This is a genomic window from Arachidicoccus rhizosphaerae (assembly GCF_900107765.1).
Classification (GTDB): Bacteria; Bacteroidota; Bacteroidia; order Chitinophagales; family Chitinophagaceae; genus Arachidicoccus; species Arachidicoccus rhizosphaerae.
In genome coordinates this window covers 1-20606 of sequence record NZ_FNQY01000001.1, presented here as the reverse complement: position 1 = coordinate 20606, position 20606 = coordinate 1, and the positions used below count along the sequence as shown (strand labels likewise).

The window sequence follows — 20606 nt, the reverse complement described above, 5'->3', positions numbered from 1 at the left end:
TAAAAATTAAATAGATTGAAATGAAAAAGAATCGATATATAATTGGTGCACTTGTATTAGTAGCTGGTGCATTATCAGGATGTAAACCAAATCTAGATTTGATAAATCCACAGGAAGTTTCCAAATCGACTTATTATAAGACCGCTTCAGAATTGGAGGCATCTGTTATTCCGGCTTATCAGGCTTTGATAGGCAAGGTACAAGGTGGATATGCCAGAGCTTTTTATTATAATTTGTTAGCTCCTGGGGATGATTTTAATCACACTTTTAAGTGGGAGCCAATGTATCAGGATACCTATAATACACCCGCAAGTGATGGTTTGATCGCAGGGTCATGGAAGGACATGTGGAATGGAATCTTTGCTGCAAATACCGCCATATCGGCCATTACCAATTTTACAGGAGAAATATCAGATGATCAAAAGAATCGGCTCCTTGGAGAAGCTTATTTCCTGCGGGGGTTACTTTATATGCATGTAGTTGAGCTATTTGGAGAAACAGTCCCTTTAATAGATCATCCAACCCTTTCTAATGAGGACTATTATCCAACTAACAGTAAGGCTGGTGAAGTATATGCGTTGATTATCAGTGACTTTCAAAAGGCAGCTGAATTGTTGCCAGTGAAGAGTGTAATGAATGCGGATGCTGCACATATTGGAAGGGCCACCAAAGGTGCTGCTCAGGCATATTTGGCAAAAGCGTACATGTACCGTCCAATTCTTGAATTGGGCCAAAAAGCTGAATTTGATAAGGCAGAGGTCGAATTAAAAAAGGTTATCGACAGCAAAGAATACAGTCTTATGCCTTATTTCCGAGATAATTTTGATGAAGAACACGAAAATAATGCAGAATCTGTATTTGAAATCCAAATGCATAATGGCCCAGGATGGTTGGGAGACGATATGTCTGATTCATGGCGCTGGCAGGAAATAGGAATGTATGATGGGACAGGAGGAGCTTGGTGGAATCTGGCACCAAATAAGAAAACGTACAATGAGTTTGAAAATGGTGATCCAAGGAAATACATGACTCTATGGTGTGATGGCGGTGCTAAATATACGCAAGTGGATGGTACAGTTACTGATTATGATTATTGGATGGCACACTTAGCAACTAATAAGGATTTATATGGTACCAGAAAGTATTGTCCAGACGTCCAAGTTGCTGATTTTGATGACGGTATTAATGATCGACTTATGCGTTATGCGGATGTGCTATTGATGTATGCGGAATGCCTGAATGAGAATGGTAAACCTGAAGAGGCAAAAAACTATATAAATATGGTGCGTACTAGAGCAAATGACATTGTGCCCACAGAGCAGTCACAACTTTGGTACCATAGTTCAAAAGGAACTATTCCCGATGTAGATGGTCTGTTGGCGGAGAATATTACCATTAATGGTATTAAAATGAACAGTATTAAAAATATAATAGAACATGAAAGGTATGTAGAACTTTGCGGAGAATATGTTCGTTATTTTGATTTGCTTCGCTGGGGGATGGCAGATTCTAAATGGTTAGAACCTTTAAAAGAAATTGGTTGGACTGAACGAGCGATGTATTATCCATTCCCACAGGTTGAATTAGATAATAATCCAAATCTGGAAGGTAATTCAATGAACCATTAGTAGGGGAATAATTGAATAGGGTAGATGGCCAGGGTCTTTTTAATTAAGAAATAAGGGGGATTGAAAGAAACTGGCCTCTTCTACCTGATAGAATTCTAAAACTGTATTAAAAGATTAAATATAGAAAGTTGCTTCCAGTGGTTATTGGAGGCAATGTTAGAACCATATTAGTTTTATCTAAATATTTATGTATTATGAAAATAAGGGCTACAGTTTTAATCAGGTGTGTTTTGGTTATACTATTAATAGGGGCCATAATAAAGAGCTATTCACAAAACCCAATTATTCATAATCATTTTACAGCTGACCCGACCGCCAGGGTATTTGGAGACAGCATTTATCTTTATCCCTCTCATGATATATTGGCAGAACAAGGAAAAGGACAGCCAGGTTGGTTCTGTATGGAGGACTACCATGTATTTTCTTCAGCAGATTTAGTACATTGGAGAGATGGGGGAATGTTATTGAGTCAAAATGATGTGCCATGGGCTGATACGACCTCTTATAGCATGTGGGCGCCTGATTGCATAAAGAGAGATGGGAAATATTATTTTTACTTTCCAACGAAAATGAAAGGTTCAGACGGTGAATCAAAATTTTCCATAGGTGTTGCCCTAGGTGAACGACCAGGCGGTCCATTTAAAGTGATGTCTGAGCCCATTGCGGGAGTTAAAGGCATCGATCCTAATGTATTTATTGATGATGACGGGCAGGCCTATTTATTCTGGGCAGAAGGGGACATAATGGGAGCCAAGCTTAAAAGGAATATGCTTGATCTGGATTCAAAAGTTAAAATTTTAGAACATTTACCGGCGAAAGGGTTGAAAGAAGGTCCTTTTTTGTTCAAGAACAAAGGAAAATACTATTTAACCTATCCCCACGTGGAGGATAAAACAGAAAGGTTGGAGTATGCTGTCAGTGATAAACCTTTAGGACCATTTCAACCAATGGGTGTGATAATGGAAGCATCTGATAATTGTTGGACAAACCATCAGTCCATTGTGAAATTTAAGGGTCAATGGTATCTTTTTTATCATTCAAATGATTATTCTCCTAGGTTTGACAAAGCGCGGTCTGCTAGAATTGATTCCTTATTTTTTAACGCTGATGGAACTATAAGGGAAGTAAAACCAACTTTGCGTGGTGTTGGGATATCAAATGTAACCGATACTATTCAGGTAGACAGATACAGCAGTATAAGTGATTCTGGGGCTGGTATTTATTTTTTGGATACTAATCATCATTTTAAAGGATGGTCGCTAAAGCTTAGCACTCCCGGATCATGGGTGAGATATAACAGCGTTGATTTTGGTCTAAAAAAGAACAAAATAGTTCAATTGCGCCTTAAGGCAGATCAGGAGGGGCTATTATTGCTAAAAGCAATTTCTAAAAATGGTGAAAATGTAAATATCAAAACGCTTGCAAATATTCAGTATAAGAAATCTGATGATTTTGTTGTCATTAATGCAATAATCTCGGACAATGCTTTTGGCTTATGTGATTTAATTCTATCAAATGGCAGTGATTCACCAGGGAATGTAGAGATTGACTGGATATTATTTCAATAAAATGTGGCCCATAGAATGTTTTAATAAATTTAATATTTTTTCTTATGAAATTATTTTGTTTAAGCGCCTTTTTCTTATGGATGATTATGAGTTCATTACCATACGCAAATGGCCAAAGGTTTCAGAAAACCCAAACAGGAATCAGTGCAAATATTGGGGAAATAGATGTAACGCTTGAGGTATACTCTCCTTCCATTATTCGTGTGATAAAGATGCCAAAGGGTAAAGTATTAAAGAGAAATAGCCTCTCTGTAATTCAGGTGCCAGAGGTAAATCCCAAATTTAAGGTTTCAAATACAAAGCATTCTGTCTTCTTGCAAACAGATTCTCTAATTGTCGAAATTGGCCTAAAACTGGGAAACCTAACTTTTTACAAAATTGGCAGCAAGCAAAAGGTTTTTGAAGAATTACCGGGTTCAACTATATTAAAGGATTGTACAGGTGCGGATAAGGGCGATTTTTCTATTAGCCAAGGGTTCTCTTTAAAACCAGAAGAGTGTATTTATGGCTTGGGCCAACAACAGAATGGTAATTTGAATCAGAGAGGAAAAACAATATGGTTGGCACAAGGAAATACCAAAGTAGCTATTCCTTTTTTTCAATCAACTGCTGGTTATGGAATATTCTGGGATAATTATTCACCTACTCAATTTAAAGATTCAGCCCGGAATACTAGTTTTACTTCTCAGGTTGCAAAGGGAATTGATTATTATTTTATGAAGGGGAATTCTACGGATGATATTGTTGCAGACATGCGGTTTTTGACAGGCTCTGCACCGTTATTACCGCTTTGGGTTTATGGATACAATCAATCTAAAGAGCGATATAAGACGCAATTTGAATTAATGGATGTTGTAAAGCAATATCGTAAACTTAAAGTTCCTTTGGATGGCATTATTCAGGATTGGCAATATTGGGGTGATAACGTGCATTGGAATGCTATGGCTTTTGATTCTCTTACGTATCCAAGGCCTAAAAGAATGGTGGATAGCGTTCACGCATTGAATGCGCATTTATTTGTGGTGGCATGGCCAGGTTTTGGGCCTTCTACTCCGCAATATAAACAACTTGAGGATAGCAATATGCTAATGCATTTCGATACTTGGCCTCCTGATGCAGGAGCACGCGTATATGACGTATATAATCCTAGTGCGAGAGACATCTATTGGTCATATCTTAATAAAGGAGTATTTTCTTTAGGTGTAGATGCATGGTGGCTGGACTCTTCAGAACCAGATCATTTAAATGAAAAGGATACTGATTTTGACGAGAAAACTTATTTAGGAACCTATCGTAGTGTACGGAATGCATTTCCACTGGAGCATGTGGGTGGAATATACAAGCATCAGAGAAAGGTCTCAAATGATAAAAGGGTAGTCATTCTTACACGTTCAGCTTTTGCGGGTCAACAGCGATATGGTGCTAACACCTGGAGTGGAGATGTGACTTCTGATTGGGAGACTTTTGCCAGACAGATTCCCGCTGGACTCAATTTTTCCTTAACGGGAATCCCCTATTGGAATACTGATATTGGTGGATTTTTTGCTGGAAAATTTACTAAAGACGGAGGTGCCCAAAACCCTGCTTTTCAGGAATTGTATACAAGGTGGTTGCAATTTGGAACTTTCATGCCTATGATGAGATCCCATGGAACGGATATTCCTAGAGAAATTTATCAATTTGGCAAACCGGGTGATCGTATTTTCAATATTCTGGAAAAGTACATTAAATTGAGGTATAGATTGTTGCCCTATTTGTATGCTACTGCCTGGCAAGTAACTAAAAATGGTGCATCAATAATGCGGCCATTACAATCAGATTTTGCCGCAGACCCCAATGTGGCAGAAATTGGAAATGAATTTCTTTTTGGTAAATCGATATTGGTGTCACCCGTTACAAAACCTGGAATTCAAAAGCAAAAAGTATATCTACCTTCTGGAAGTTCATGGATTGACTTTTGGTCTGGTGATCAATTGAAAGGTGGGGTATGGGTTGAAAAGAAAGTGCCTCTTGATATTATGCCGTTATATGTAAAAGCGGGTGCAATTTTGCCATGGGGACCAGATGTACAATATGCCACAGAGAAAAGGTGGGAAAATTTAAGGATTAGGGTTTATCCCGGATCTGATGCAGATTTTGTGTTATATGAGGATGAAAATGATAATTATGATTACGAGAAGGGCGCGTACTCTGAGATCCATTTTCATTGGAATGACCAAGCTAAAACTTTGCGAATTGACAATAGAAAAGGCAACTTTCCAGGTATGTTATATAAAAGAGATTTTGATATAGTCCTAGTTGATAAAAATAACTGCAGTGGACCAGATTTATCTTCAATAGTAACCCGGAAAGTCGAATATGTGGGGAAGGCTATTAATATTAAATTATAAATAACAATAAATAATTGAAAATGAGCAGGATAAATAAAATGATCTCGCCTTTTATACTCATATTACTATTTATGGTTGCTTTTTTGAAGAATGGGTGGGCTCAAAATCCAATTGTTCAAACCTGTTATACCACCGACCCTGCCCCAATGGTTTACAAAGACACTGTTTTTGTTTATACTGGGCATGATGAAAATAGTGCGAAGTATTTTGAAATGAAAGACTGGAAAGTATTTTCTTCAACGGATATGGTAAACTGGACGAATAGAGGCACGCCCTTGTCCGTTAGTACATTTTCATGGGCTAAAGAAAATGCCTGGGCGGGACAATGTATTGAACGCAACGGAAAATTTTACTGGTATGTTCCTGTTACGGGAAAAGTTACAGGCAATTTTGCTATTGGCGTGGCTGTTTCTGATTACGCGTCCGGTCCTTTTAAAGATGCCTTAGGTAAACCTTTGGTTGCTCCCGGCTTTGGATATATCGACCCTACGGTCTTTATTGACAACGATGGACAGGCTTATCTGTATTGGGGAAATCCCGGATTGTGGTATGTGAAATTAAATAAAGATATGCTTTCTTATTCCGGCGATGTTCAAACAGTTCCGTTGACAACAGAAGCATTCGGCAAGCGTTACAACGATCCTAAGCGCGCCACGCAATACGAAGAAGGCCCCTGGTTTTATCATAGGAATAATCTGTACTATATGCTGTATGCGGCAGGAGGTGTACCGGAACATATTGCTTATTCTACAAGTAATAATCCTGTCGGACCATGGACTTACCGCGATACAATTATGACTATTCAGGGGAAGAGTTTTACCAATCATTGTGGTGTAATAGATTTCAAAGGGAGTTCCTATTTCTTTTATCACAATGGCGCTTTGCCCGGCGGTGGTGGTTTTGCACGTTCTGTTTGTGTAGAACCTTTTACGTATAATTCCGATGGCTCATTTCCAAGAATTAATATGACTGCGGGAGTTAAAAGTGCGGTGATTAATCTGAACCCTTATCAACGAACAGAAGCGGAAACAATCGCATGGGAAGAAGGTGTAGAAACTGCAGAAGACAAGCAAACCGGGGTTTATGTGACAGAAATAAATAACAAAGATTATATAAAACTAAGGGATATAGATTTTGGAAAAGGAGCTAAATCTTTTGAAGCAAGAATTGCTTCCGGCGGTAACGGAGGAAAAATAGAATTGCATTTGGATTCCTTAAACGGGAAGCTTGTCGGTATTTGCAATGTTCAGAATACAGGCGGATGGCTTAATTGGACTACCGCAAAATGTAAAGTGAGAGATGCTAAAGGCAAGCATGATCTTTACTTAGTATTCTCCGGAGGAGAAGGAGAATTATTCAATTTCGATTGGTGGAGATTTCATTGATACTATTGAAATTTATTATAGTTGAGATTTTATCTATACAGACAATAAAAATTTTTTAAATAAAAACGATTTGAGAATGTGGAAGAAAATATTAAAGATTAGGATTAAGATAATTGTTGTTGCAGTTTTCTCGATATTATTTTTTATTCCGAAAAATAGTAAGGCACAATCAGGCTCTGCGCGAATTATCGAAGCTAATCTAAAACAAACGCCCACGCCTTTAAACATGAGTTTTAATGAATGTATAGGTGCTGGTCGTGCCAACGAAGGCTTGCGTGCCGACTGGCAAAGGCAGTTACGTATAGTGCAGAAAGAGTGTGGTTTCAGGTACATCAGGTTTCATGGATTATTGAGCGATGACATGGGTGTATACAAAGAAGATAAGTATGGTAATCCGTCTTATAACTGGCAATATATCGATGAATTATACGACTTTTTATTGAGCATTCATATCAAGCCATTTGTTGAGCTTGGTTTTATGCCGAAAGCATTAGCGAGCGGCAACCAGACTGTCTTTTGGTGGAAAGGAAATATTACACCTCCAAAGGATTATAACAAATGGGACAACCTTATTAAAGCCCTTGTTACACATTGGACAGAGCGTTACGGGGAGGATGAAGTTGCTTCCTGGTTTTTTGAAGTATGGAATGAACCGAATTTAAGAGGTTACTTTTTTTCCGGAGACCAAAATGATTATTTCAAACTTTATCGTGAAACGGCTGAGACGATTAAAAAAGTTTCATCAAAATATAGAGTTGGCGGTCCAGCTTCGGCAGGTAATGCCTGGGTTCCGGCAATGCTTAAATTTTGCGGAGATGAACATGTGCCAATTGATTTTATCACGGCTCATGAATATGGCGTAATGATTGGACACGTTGATACGAGCGGAGAATCGGGGACTATTATTAATCCGAATAAAAATGCTGTATCAAATAATATGAAGAAAACGAAAGAGATGATTTTGAATTCTTCATTACCACATCTCGGATTGCATTATACTGAATGGAGTTCTTCCTACACGCCAACGGATTTTATGCACGATACTTACGAGCAAGCTCCGTTTATTTTAAACAGTATCAAACAGGCAGGTTCTTCTGTAAACTCAATGTCTTATTGGACTTTCACAGATATTTTTGAAGAATTAGGTCCGCGCTTTCAGGCTTTTCACGGAGGTTTCGGACTAATGAATTACGAGGATATTAAAAAGCCGGCTTATTATGCGTTTAAGTTTATGAATGAACTTGGAAATAAGGAGTATGCTTCAACAGATGCTGATAGTTATGTCTGCAAAGATTCTTCAGGAAATGTCCGTGTTCTTTTTTGGGATTGTACTATCGATCATGCCAATGATACAACGAATGACCAACAGTTTTATAATCGTGTAATTCCTGCAAAACCGGCTTCTGCTGCAAAACTTAAATTAACCGGATTAAAGCCGGGAAAATATTCAATGGAAATATACAGAACCGGTTTTAAGGTAAATGATCCTTTTACTTCTTATATGTCGATGGGTTCTCCGGCGCAGCTTACCAGAAAACAGGTTGCTGAATTAAAACAACAGAATAGCGGCGCTCCGTCGGAGCAGCAAATTATAAATATATCCGCCGATGGCAAGTTAGAGAAAGAATTTACCATGCGACAGAATGATGTGTATTTTGTTAAGTTGAATAAACTATGATAAGGGGTGTTTTATGACATTTTTTGTGGTGCGTGAGTACTGAATATTTACAATTAAAGCAATTAGGAATGTATAGATTTATTTTATTTAAGAATGATGTGCGATGGGTTATGGCAACAGCTTTTTTATTCGTTGCATCTTTATCCCATGCTCAGTCCGACAATACTGTATTGTCTAAACCTTCAACAATTTGCAATCCTTTAAATCTTAGTTATCGCTTTTATCTCGATTCTCCTTCAAGGCGCGAAGCGGCAGATCCTACTATGATAACATTTAAAGGAGAGTACTATTTGTTTGCTTCAAAATCGGGAGGATATTGGCATTCGTCAAATTTGATAAATTGGGATTTTATTACAACTAAAGATTTACCCTTGGAAGACTATGCGCCAACAGTTGTCGTTATTGGAGACACGTTATATTTTACTGCCTGTTCTGTTAAGCCAACTTTGGCAATATATAAAAGCGGCAATCCAAAAGCAGGGAAGTGGCAGGTTGCCAATGCCGCAGTTCCGTTGGGTTTTATTGTAGATCCTTGTCTGTTTTTGGATGATGATGGACGGCTATATTTATATTATGGATGTTCAGATGTCAATCCCATTTATGGCATTGAATTGGACAGAAAATCTTTAAATCCTATTGGGAAACCTAAAGAATTATTTAATTGTCATTTCAGTTTATACGGCTGGGAAAGGCCCGGAGATTACAATGAAATTATAGAACATCCTTGGATAGAAGGTTCATGGATGAATAAATATAAAGGAAAATATTACTTGCAATATGCATCTCCAGGAACACAATTTAAGAGTTATTCTGATGGTGTGTATGTTTCGGATAACCCACTTGGGCCTTTTGTAATACAAGGTAATAATCCCTATTCATCGAAGCCTGAAGGATTTATTGCAGGTGCAGGTCATGGCAGCACGTTCATGGATAAGTATGGAAATTATTGGCATATTGCTACGATGACTATTTCTCAAAAACACATGTTTGAAAGACGGTTGGGACTATTTCCTGCTTTCTTTGATAAAGATGGTATGCTGAGTGCATATACAGGTTTTGGAGATTTTCCATATCATATACCATCGCATAAAATAGCTGACCCTAAAGAATTGTTTGCGAATTGGATGTTGCTTTCTTATAAAAAAGATATAGCTGTTTCGTCTGAATTGCCTGACCATCCGGGAAGCTTTGCGACAGATGAAAATATCAGGACCTATTGGAGCGCAAAAACAGGTAATAAAGGAGAATGGCTCTCAATGGATTTGCAACAAATATGTACTATAAACGCCCTCCAGTTGAACTTTGCCGAAAATCAAACCGATGTTTTTGGGCGCTCGCCTTCTCTTAACGAACAATATGTTCTTCAATATTCTACGGATGGAAAAACTTGGCAAATACTTGTTGATAGCTCTAATGCGACTTCCGATTTAACGCACAATTATTTTGAATTAAAGAAACCCGTAACCGCAAGATATATTAAAGTTATAAATTACCATATACCAAGTGGAACGTTTGCCCTGTCTGATTTACGCGTTTTTGGTAATGCTTATTCAGGTACTCCCGGAACTATTGATGATTTTAAAGTTGATCGTTCAGAAAAAGATCGGACTAAAGTAAAAATAGTCTGGAAGAAAAATGGAGATGCTATAGGATATAATATCAGGTACGGTTCATCGCCGGATAAACTTTATCATAATTATCAGGTACTTGATACTACTTCGATTGAGATAAGAAGTTTAAACGCCAATGAACAATACTATTTTTCAATTGATGCCTTTGATGAAAAATGTGTAAGCACAGGAAAGAAAGTAGTAATGGTAAAATAGTGATCTTATTCATAGAAATGTAATCGTATTCGAACTTAGATATATTACATTGAATTATAAGTTCAGAAGGAGAACAGATTTTTATTGCACTAAATTATTATGAAGAAAATTATTTTGATTTTATTGGGAATTGTTTTCGTTTTTCATGAGGTTAAATCTCAGTCGTGGGTTGCTGATAATGGAAACGGAACATTTACCAACCCATTGTTTTACGAAGATTTTTCAGACCCGGATATAATACGTGTCGGCAATGATTACTATATGGTTGGCAGTACAATGCATGTTATGCCCGGTTTGCCGGTTTTGCATTCTAAGGATTTGGTTAATTGGCAATTATTGACCTACGCATTTGATACGCTTGACTTGGGACCGGAGTTTCATCTCGAAGGAAATCATGGCGCTTATGGCAATGGCATTTGGGCGCCGGCAATTCGCTATCACAATGGCATGTTTTACATATTTGTAAATGTGAATGGTTATGGGTTGCAGGTCTATACATCGACTAATCCTGCCGGGCCTTGGGCGCATAGAAATATGGGTGGTATAATTTATGATTTAGGTGTTCTGTTTGATGGTGATAAAATTTATGCTGTATATGGTTACGATGAGGTTCACTTGATTGAAATAAAATCAGATTTATCCGGTTATGTTGAAGGTAGTGATAAGGTTATTATTCCGAAGGGAAATGCCATGGGAGAAGGGCACCATTTTTATAAAATAAAAGGGAAATACTACATAATAAGCGCCGACTATGCACCTGTTGGTCGTATGCAGTGTGCACGCGCCGATAACATTGATGGACCTTATCAGACTGTTGTCATCAGCGACCGGGAAACAATGGGAACTCAAAGAGGATGGACAACGCAGAATTTTGGTTTCTGGTCCGCAAATCCTGTTCCGGGAGATACGATAAAGTTAAGTGATCCTGGAAATGGCAATTACTTTGCAGCTTACACATTGCACCAAGGTGGAATCGTCGATTTACCCAACGGAGATTGGTGGGGCTTTTCCATGGCAGATGCTAAAGCTTTGGGGCGTATGACTTTTCTGTCGCCAGTTACATGGAAAGACGGCTGGCCTTATTTTGGATTGCCTGGTAATCTTGGTCGTTCCCCGCGAACTTGGCTAAAGCCAAATACAGGAGTAAATGTAAAACCTGTTTCGGTTTTTAAACGAAGTGATGATTTTGCTTCATCTAAACTTCAACCTGTTTGGCAATGGAATCATATTCCTGTTAATGCAAAATGGTCGCTTGCAGAAAAGAAAGGAGTTTTACGTCTACATACTTTACCGGCTTCTGATTTTTTCAAAGCTAAAAATACTTTGACACAACATGTTGTTGGCCCGGTGTCTGAAGCGACTGTAACATTAGATGCAACAGGCATGAAAGAGGGCGATATTGCAGGTCTTGGATTGCTCAGCGTACCATATTATTGGATTGGCATTATTGTTAGAAATAATAAATACTTTTTGCGCTCTTATAATGAAGTAACAAATACTACACTTGAAGAGCCGCTCAATTTTCCCAAAATTGCATTGCGCGTTTACGGCAATTACGAATCAGATACGGCAAACTTTAGTTATAGTGAAAATTTTAAAACTTTTCAGGCAATAGGAGGTAAACTGCAATTGGCTTATCAAATGAAGACTTTTCAAGGTGTGCGCTATTCACTTTTTGCATTTAATACAGAAGGTAGAGAAGGGGGATATGCAGATTTTGACGACTTTATTATGAAAGAACCTTTGGCTAATCGTTCCCAAAACACTCCTTTAGGTAAGATAATAACTTTGAGAAATTTTTCAAATAATCTACTGGCTTATGCAAGCCCTCATGGTCTGTTGCATTTTGCTTATTCGGGTTCGCCGGAAGCAAAAAGTTCTGGCGTGAAATTCAACGTATTGGATCGTGGTTTGGGAAGGGTTGTATTAGAAGCGCAAAACGGTATGGGATTCCTTACCGTTGCAGGAGAAGGACTTTCCGGCGATGTAAGACTGGTAAAGAAAGAATCGGAAGACTGTCTATTTCAGTGGCAGGATATGTTGCATAATCAATGTATGTTGATGTCCCTCAAGACTCATCGCTACCTTGGACTAGACCCTGAAACCGGAGAGCCATATTCTGCTGATTGGCCGGGGGCGGCCCCGAACCGCAAAAATGGAATAGTCTTAGTCTGGAATGTGGAGGGCTATTGAATATTAAGGATTTTGTTTTATTAATTTTAACATCCGTAACATTGGATTAATTAGAAATATTATCTTTTTAATAAAAATTACTTATAAAAATTATTTTATGATAAATAGAAAATTATCACTGTTGGTTTCTGGCTTCATTGCAGTGTCCTCGTTTTCAAGTTTGGTCGCACAGACTACAACACTTACTTTGCATTTAGATGACACAACTAGAAATGTGAGTCCAATGTTGTACGGCTTAATGACAGAAGAAATCAATTATGCTTATGATGGTGGGATTTATGCAGAAATTATCAGAAATAGGTCTTTTAAAGATAACGATAAATATCCTGAACATTGGACGCTTAATTCTGGAGTGGACGGGCAAGCGACTATGTCCCTAACGACAGAAGAGCCTTTAAATGACGCTAATAAAATGGCACTAAAACTTACTGTAACAAAAGCCGGTTCCAGTGGCGCTGGGATTGCTAATTCAGGTTATTGGGGTATACCTGTTCGTCCTAACACTGAATATAAAGGATTTTTTTATGCAAAATCAAGCGATTCAGGGATGCATTTATTTTCGGTTAGTATTGAAAATGACAGTACCAATCTAGGTGTTTATGCTATGACAAAAGTGTCTGAATCTGGTCCCGGATGGAAAAAGTATGAATTTTCTTTAAAAACAGGAAATGATGTACGGGAAACATCGGACGCCAAATTTATCATTAGAACCATGAATGCAGGGACATTCTATTTTAGTACATGCTCACTATTTCCGCCGACTTTTAATAATCGACCAAACGGTAACCGTCCAGATATTATGCAACTTTTAGCTGATATGAAGCCCTCGTTTTTAAGGTTACCTGGAGGTAACTTTTTAGAAGGAGGAAAGTTTAGTACCAGATATGATTGGAAGAAGACATTGGGACCGATAGAAGACAGGCCGGGACATATGGGAACATGGGGCTATAGGTCTTCAGATGGTATGGGATTATTGGATTATCTGCAATGGTGTGAAGATATTCATTGCGAGCCACTATTGGCAGTTTTTGCGGGTTATACTTTGGAAGGTGATCATCTTGAAGGACCATTACTTGAGCCTTTTATAGATGAAGCCTTGGAGGAAATAGAATATATTATTGGAGATGTTCATTCAAAATGGGGCGCCAAACGCGCAAGTGACGGTCATCCTGAACCATTCCCACTTCATTTTGTTGAAATTGGCAATGAAGATTTCTTTGATCATTCTGGAAGTTATAAACAACGCTTTGCTCAATTCTATAATGCCATAAAAGAAAAATACCCCCAGTTAACTATTATTTCAACGTTTGGAAAAGATTTTGATGTCCCAGGAGGCAAGGCTGATATGATTGATGACCATTTTTATAGAAATGCAGCTGATTTTGAATCCTCTGCAACTTTTTATGACAACTATGATCGAAAAGGCCCAAAAGTATTGGTTGGAGAGTGGGCGACTAGAGAAGGAAGCCCCACACCAAATTTTAATGCAGCTTTGGGAGATGCGGCGTGGCTTACTGGTTTAGAACGTAATTCAGATATTGTTTTGATGTCTTGTTATGCCCCACTGTTTGTAAATGTCAACAAAGGAGCCATGCAATGGGAATCTGATTTAATAGGATATAATGTATTAAACAGTTATGGATCTCCGTCATATTATGTCCAAAAAATGTTTAGTAACCATTTAGGCAATAAAGTTGTACCTATTGATGCAGATACGGTATTAACTCAGCAGGAACAGCTTAATGAAAAAGAGATTGCTGAAGGCAGAAAGTCGAGAACACTCCCAACGTTGTTTTTTGTTGCTACCAGAGATTCAAAAAATGGAAATGTATTTCTTAAAATTGTCAACACTAAGTCAGTCGAACAGAAAGTGAAAATAAAATTGGAGGGTATAGGAAAGGTTCAAGCAAAAGGTAAATTGGTTGTTTTACATGCTGCGACTCCTTTGGAGACGAATTCCATTAAAAACCCTACAGATGTTATTCCTGTCCAATCAGAAATTAAAGGAGTTTCGAAGAGCTTTGATCGAAATTTACCACCATATTCTGTTTCAGTAATTCAATTAAAGGCTGATTAGTAATAGGTGCTTATATGAATATAATATACAAATTGGATATTTTAATTAAATTTTAAAATATGTTTTTTAATAAAAATTTTGTCAAGTTAGCTTTATTGGTCGTATTAATTAATTGCTATGGCATGTTGGGAGCACAGACACTAATTGAAAATGTGAATGCCTCCAGCTCGATGGAGAGTTTTAAGTTGGATGAAGTTAGGTTATTAAATGGACCATTTTATGATGCACAACAAACTGATTTAGCGTATATTTTAAAACTTGACCCAGATCGATTATTGGCTCCTTTTCTAAGAGAATCCGGGATTCCTGTTAAAGCGGAATCCTATGGTAATTGGGAGAGTATGGGATTGGATGGACATACGGCTGGCCATTATTTGACGGCATTAGCACAGATGTATGCTGCAACGGGAAATAAAGTGTGTTTAGAAAGACTTAATTACATGGTTCATGAACTTGCCATTTGCCAGAAAAAGAATCCTTTGGGATATGTCGGAGGTATTCCGGGTGGAAGTAAAATGTGGAATGATCTTCGAAACGGAAATTTTGAATTATTTGATAAAAAATGGGTGCCATGGTATAATTTGCACAAGCTGTTTTCCGGTTTAAGGGATGCTTATGTTATTGGACATAATAAGGAAGCCAAAGTTGTTTTGGTTAGGCTAGCTGACTGGGCCTATGATTTATTAAATGCAATGAGTAAAGAGCAAATAAGTAGAATGCTCAGAACTGAATATGGGGGCATGAATGCTGTTTGCGTTGATATTAGTGTTTTAACGGGCAATTCGAAATACCTTGAACTTGCCAAACGCTTCAGCCAGGAATCTTTTGTGAGTGAATTGTCAAATAGTAAGGATAGTCTAACAGGGTTGCATGCAAATACGCAAATTCCAAAGATTATAGGCTTTGAAAAAATAGCATTAGCTGATACAGAAAATAGAGACTATGGTTTGGCTGCGCAATTCTTTTGGAATACAGTAGTGAATCATCGCACTCTCGCAACAGGAGGTAATAGCGTGCATGAACATTTTAACCCCATTGATGACTTTTCTTCTTTAATGGAGTCCGTTGAGGGACCAGAGACATGCAATAGCTATAATATGCTAAAATTGACAGAATTACTATTTTTATCAAGACCATCGTCTAATTATATGGATTACTATGAAAGGACGCTTTATAATCAGATATTGGCAACTCAACGTGAATCTAAAGGGGGTTTTGTTTATTTTAGTTCATTGCGGCCGGAAAGTTATCGTGTATACTCAAATCCACAAAAGGATTTCTGGTGTTGTGTGGGAACAGGGATGGAAAATCATGGCAAATATGGAGAAATGATTTATTCTCACAAAGCTTCAGATATTTATGTGAATTTATTTATTGCTTCTACATTAGATTGGAAGCAAAAAAATATAACCATTACGCAAACAACGCAATTTCCATTTGGAGAAAAATCCCAGATTAAATTAACCTTAAAGCATCCACAAACGTTTACGCTTTACATCAGAAAACCAAGTTGGGTAGGACAAAAATTTCAAATAATGATTAATGGGAAATTATTTGAATACGCTAATGAAGATGTAAAGGAGGATGCTGGATATGTAGCCATTAATCGTAAATGGAAGGAGGGAGACCTAATTAGTATCTGCCTGCCTATGAAAACAAATTTAGTTGGTCTACCTGATAATTCTAATTGGGGATGTCTGATGCGAGGGCCAGTTGTCCTGGCAGCTGTCACAGATACGACGGATTTAGTTGGACTTGAAGGGGATGGCGGTCGTTTTGATCATATCGCTAGTGGGCCCTTATACCCATTGAGTAAATCACCGATGCTAGTTACAGACAGCATCACATCAATTGACACTGCACATGTAAATGATAAAGTTAGGTTATTGAATCCTAGGATATTGACTTTTGATGCTACTAGTTTAATTTCCGATGAAAAAAATCGAAGATTAAAACTAATACCTTTTTTTAAAGTGCGAGATGCGCGGTATATGGTCTATTGGCCTATTGCCAGAAAGGAACATCTTGCCCAACGCAGGAAGCAGCTAAATAATGAAGATGCTAAATTGCTCCCTTTGAGAGCAAGAACTGTTGATTATGTTGTGGCTGGTGAGCAACAACCAGAAACGGATCATTTGATGGAATCTGAACATTCTCTCACTGGCATTATAGGTGATAGGCATTGGCGGTCTACAGGAAATGGCTTCTTTAGTTACCAAATGAAAATGGACTCCACTGTAAGGTATCTAAGAGTAACTTACCTGAATAAAGATGACACTGGTGGCCTCCAAATAAAGGTCAATGGTCATTTGATTTCACCACCGATCAATAAAAAAGTAAGCCAAGATGCTTTTTTCTGGATTGATTATCCAATTAAACCGGATTTGGCAAAAGATTCGGCTGTTGAAGTTAAATTTATTAATGGTCCTGGGAGAAATAATTGCCACATATTTGATGTTCGTTTTCTTAGGTAATATTTAAATTTCCTGGCAATGAATTAGGAGGCCTTTTTAAGATATAAATGTTTTGAATATTTGATTAAACAATTTTTCTGAACATTATATTCTAATCATTATTCAAACAGATTTCCTGATAATGCTTCGAAATATAAGATTAATGAAGAATTTATATATTGAACAGTCTATTAACCTGGATTGAGTTAGCTTCTTAAGAAGAATAACTATTAATTTATTTCATGTTTAAATTAGAAATGATGAATTGTTTTGCTGGAAAATGGACAGGGTTAAAAATTAAATGCCATTCTATTAGTTTTGTTTGGATTTTTCCATATTTATTTTTTATTATATTTAATTGTTTGGATGGCAATGTTGTGTTGGCGCAAAAGAGCACCAGTTATGAAAATCCACTCATATGGGCGGACTTCCCTGACTTGTCTATTGTACGCCATGGTAAAGATTATTTCTTAACCAGTACAACAATGCATTTGATGCCGGGAGCGCCAATCATGAAATCAAGAGATCTTGTCCATTGGCAGACTATTAATTACGTTTTCGATAGCTTAATTGATAATTCTAAATATAGCTTAGTTGACGGTACTGTATATGGCAGAGGACAGTGGGCTTCCTCAATAAGGTATCATAACGGAAAATTTTATTATTTATTTTCTCCTAATGATGAGCCTTTTAGGTCCTATGTTTTTTCCACAACGGATCCTTCACGTAAATGGACGCTCGTCTCTAGGTTACCCCACTTTCATGACAACTCGCTGTTTTTTGACGATGATGGAAAAGTATATGTTTTTTATGGAACGGGTCAGTTACGAGAATTAAGGTCTGATCTGGAAGATGTAAAAGAAGGCGGAGTTGATATGCAGATATTTAAAAGGGATTCTAGTGAGACTGGCTTATTGGAGGGAAGTCAGGCGATAAAATATAATGGCAAATATTATCTTTTAATGATTTCATGGCCTAAAGATGGGAAAAGAAGACAGGTCTGTTATAGGGCAGATAAAATTACAGGCCCATATGAAAAGAAAGTCATTTTAGAGTCAACTTTTGGTGGGTTTTCATTTGTGGGCCAAGGCTGCATTGTCGATGATTTTAATGGAAACTGGTATGGACTTGTTTTTCAAGATAGGGGAGCTGTTGGTAGGGTCCCTTTGCTAATGCCAGTTCGATGGAAGGATGGTTGGCCAATGTTGGGAACCAAGGATGGCAAAGTGCCTGAGGCGGGTGTTATTAAACTGCCTCCGTATGCTGTTAAGCAGAATTTTTTATTGAGTGATGATTTCTCAGAGCAGAATTTGGGTTTAAATTGGCAATGGAATCATAATCCAGTTAGGAGTGCCTGGTCACTAGAAGAACGCCCCGGATTTTTAAGATTAAAAACAAGTAGAGTAGTTAACAACCTGTATTTGGCTCCCAATACGATTTCTCAACGTATGTTTGGACCAAAATCTACTGCGGCAGTTAAAATTGATTTAACCCATATGAAAAACGGAGATGTTGCTGGTTTTGCTGCATTTAATGGAAGTTCAGGTTTATTGGAAGTGAAAATGAATGGCAATCAAAAATTGCTTTCGATGAAGGAAGAAGTGGTTGAATTGTCCGAGAAAAGGAAGGCAGTTCTTAGTGTTGACGAGAAAGTAAAGTCAAGTATTAATATAAATGGGAATGTTATCTATTTAAAAATTACGGGAGATTTTCGGTCTGGAACAGATTCTGCTAATTTTTATTACAGTTTGGATAGTAAAAATTGGAAAGAATTAGGTGGCGGTTACAAAATGATATTTGATTATAGAAAGCTTTTTATGGGAACCAGGTTTGCTATATATAATTACGCAACTATTGCAACAGGGGGTTTTATAGATATAGATTATTTTAAAGTTGATAGGTAGAGAAATAAAGGAGAACGACTTTATTGGAAGGAATTAGCTAAGGATTCCTGTAGTTTGTCATTTTATGGGATTGCTAATTAGCCAGCTTTCGCTATAGGCCTAGTCATGTAATTGAATTTTGCAATTGAAAAAATCTACCACATGGTAATTTTTCATTTGGTGACTGTTTTTTATGCTGGAAAAGAGGATATATTTTATCAGATTAGCCAGCATATCGGAATCTCAGGGTTGACGCATTAAATTTTAGCCCCTGCTATCATTTCGAGCAGATAATCATTGTCCCAGGCGGCCATATTCCTTTTTCGCCTGGCGCTAATTCTTGTACCTCCCTTGTCTTTTTCACCCGGATTATGGTTTTTTATCAGGTTTAAAGCTACTTTGGTCATTAATGAGAAGTTCTGGGCAGCATTCCCCTCTCTTTTCTTGCTTTGGTCCTCTCTGAATGCAACATCCAGCGTCCAATGCAATTTATTTTCAATGCCCCAGTGGCTTCTTATATAACTGTTAAACTGCTCTGCGCTAGCATTCTTACTGCTGATATAATAGCGCACTGCGTCCTCCTGTTTACCCGATTTTTTATCTATTCGTTTACTTAGTACCATAATGATACAATATAATTGCTGCCATTCTTTTCGACTGCATACCCAGTCAAGATCATGAATTACTTTAGTTGTCCGTGTTTCTATACGACCATGACTCAATTCAACTTTTGCCTCGTATTCATCATCTGCCTTTACTTCCTTAAATGCATCTTTAATGTCATCTTCCAAGAACTCCTGATTACCTTTTACCGCTAATACGTAGTCCCCTTTGCCGGCAATTATCTTTTTGGCGATTTCTTTTTGTGTCCCCATGGCGTCTATCGTAATAATAGCCCCGTCAATAAAGAGCGCATCCAACAGCTTTGGAATTGCCGTGATTTCATTACTCTTTTCGTAGACCTTCTGTTGACCCAGAACCAGATTACTTTCATTACACCAGGCACTGACCATGTGGATAAAACTACCTTCACTGTCTACACGGCTGCCACGCAAGCATTTACCATCTATGCTGATAACCCGGTCATTCAAGGTGCTGGCTATCGAGGAAACCCACTCACTGAAACATTGCTCTAAGGCTGCACTATCTGCCTTGGCAAAGAAACGGTTAAAAGTATCATGGGAGGGGATGCCTCCCGAGAGATCTAAAAACTGACCAAGCCATCGCTGTTTCTTTATCCCGAAATCTTCTATGTCATACCAACTCTCAGCTCCACTTATAATCGCTGCCAAGGTTATTGCAATAATGGTGTCTAACTTATGTACTTGTTTTCGTTTCATCCGGTGGTCTTTGTAACCACGAAAATAGGTTAAAGGGGCGCTTGTCATGGTTTTACCTACAATGAAAGACCAAATAATCTAACAAAACCTCTCATGTGAATAAAAACTCTAATATTAGAGCCAAATACACAGGAACCCTCAAATGTGGATAACTCAATAAAATAATTTTAATGCGTCAGCCCTGA

The 20606-nt window shown here is 37.8% G+C and carries 11 protein-coding genes; 10 read left to right on the top strand and 1 reads right to left on the bottom strand.

Features of this window, described 5'->3' with window-relative positions; genetic code table 11:
• Positions 1-20 precede the first annotated feature (20 nt).
• The 10 genes from BLU80_RS00055 (at position 21) to BLU80_RS00010 (ending at position 19102) form a co-directional block, all read left to right on the top strand.
• Positions 21-1628, top strand: a complete 1608-nt coding sequence (locus tag BLU80_RS00055) for a RagB/SusD family nutrient uptake outer membrane protein (protein WP_091391885.1) — start codon at positions 21-23, stop codon at positions 1626-1628.
• 137 nt (positions 1629-1765) lie between these two features.
• Positions 1766-3196, top strand: a complete 1431-nt coding sequence (locus BLU80_RS00050) for a family 43 glycosylhydrolase (RefSeq protein ID WP_244518678.1) — start codon at positions 1766-1768, stop codon at positions 3194-3196.
• Between the two features lie 44 nt (positions 3197-3240).
• Positions 3241-5586 carry a glycoside hydrolase family 31 protein gene (locus tag BLU80_RS00045; RefSeq protein ID WP_170831084.1) on the top strand — a complete coding sequence of 782 codons (2346 nt, stop codon included), beginning with the start codon at positions 3241-3243 and terminating at the stop codon, positions 5584-5586.
• 71 nt (positions 5587-5657) lie between these two features.
• Positions 5658-6971, top strand: a complete 1314-nt coding sequence (locus tag BLU80_RS00040; RefSeq protein WP_211481694.1) for a glycoside hydrolase family 43 protein — start codon at positions 5658-5660, stop codon at positions 6969-6971.
• A 76-nt stretch (positions 6972-7047) separates the two neighbouring features.
• Positions 7048-8649, top strand: a complete 1602-nt coding sequence (locus BLU80_RS00035; protein WP_091391879.1) for a GH39 family glycosyl hydrolase — start codon at positions 7048-7050, stop codon at positions 8647-8649.
• 68 nt (positions 8650-8717) lie between these two features.
• Positions 8718-10475: a family 43 glycosylhydrolase gene (locus BLU80_RS00030; protein WP_211481693.1), complete on the top strand. Its 1758-nt coding sequence runs from the start codon at positions 8718-8720 to the stop codon at positions 10473-10475.
• Between the two features lie 99 nt (positions 10476-10574).
• Positions 10575-12668: a glycoside hydrolase family 43 protein gene (locus tag BLU80_RS00025; RefSeq protein ID WP_091391877.1), complete on the top strand. Its 2094-nt coding sequence runs from the start codon at positions 10575-10577 to the stop codon at positions 12666-12668.
• A gap of 97 nt (positions 12669-12765) precedes the next feature.
• Positions 12766-14745 (top strand): alpha-L-arabinofuranosidase C-terminal domain-containing protein, encoded by a 1980-nt coding sequence (locus BLU80_RS00020; protein ID WP_170831083.1) that lies wholly within the window; start codon positions 12766-12768, stop codon positions 14743-14745.
• Positions 14746-14804: 59 nt separating this feature from the next.
• Positions 14805-17219 (top strand): glycoside hydrolase family 127 protein, encoded by a 2415-nt coding sequence (locus tag BLU80_RS00015; RefSeq protein WP_211481692.1) that lies wholly within the window; start codon positions 14805-14807, stop codon positions 17217-17219.
• A 221-nt stretch (positions 17220-17440) separates the two neighbouring features.
• Positions 17441-19102: a glycoside hydrolase family 43 protein gene (locus BLU80_RS00010; RefSeq protein WP_211481691.1), complete on the top strand. Its 1662-nt coding sequence runs from the start codon at positions 17441-17443 to the stop codon at positions 19100-19102.
• A gap of 236 nt (positions 19103-19338) precedes the next feature.
• Here the strand turns inward: BLU80_RS00010 and BLU80_RS00005 are convergent, their stop codons facing one another.
• Positions 19339-20469, bottom strand: a complete 1131-nt coding sequence (locus tag BLU80_RS00005) for an ISAs1 family transposase (RefSeq protein WP_091391872.1) — start codon at positions 20467-20469, stop codon at positions 19339-19341.
• Positions 20470-20606 lie beyond the last annotated feature (137 nt).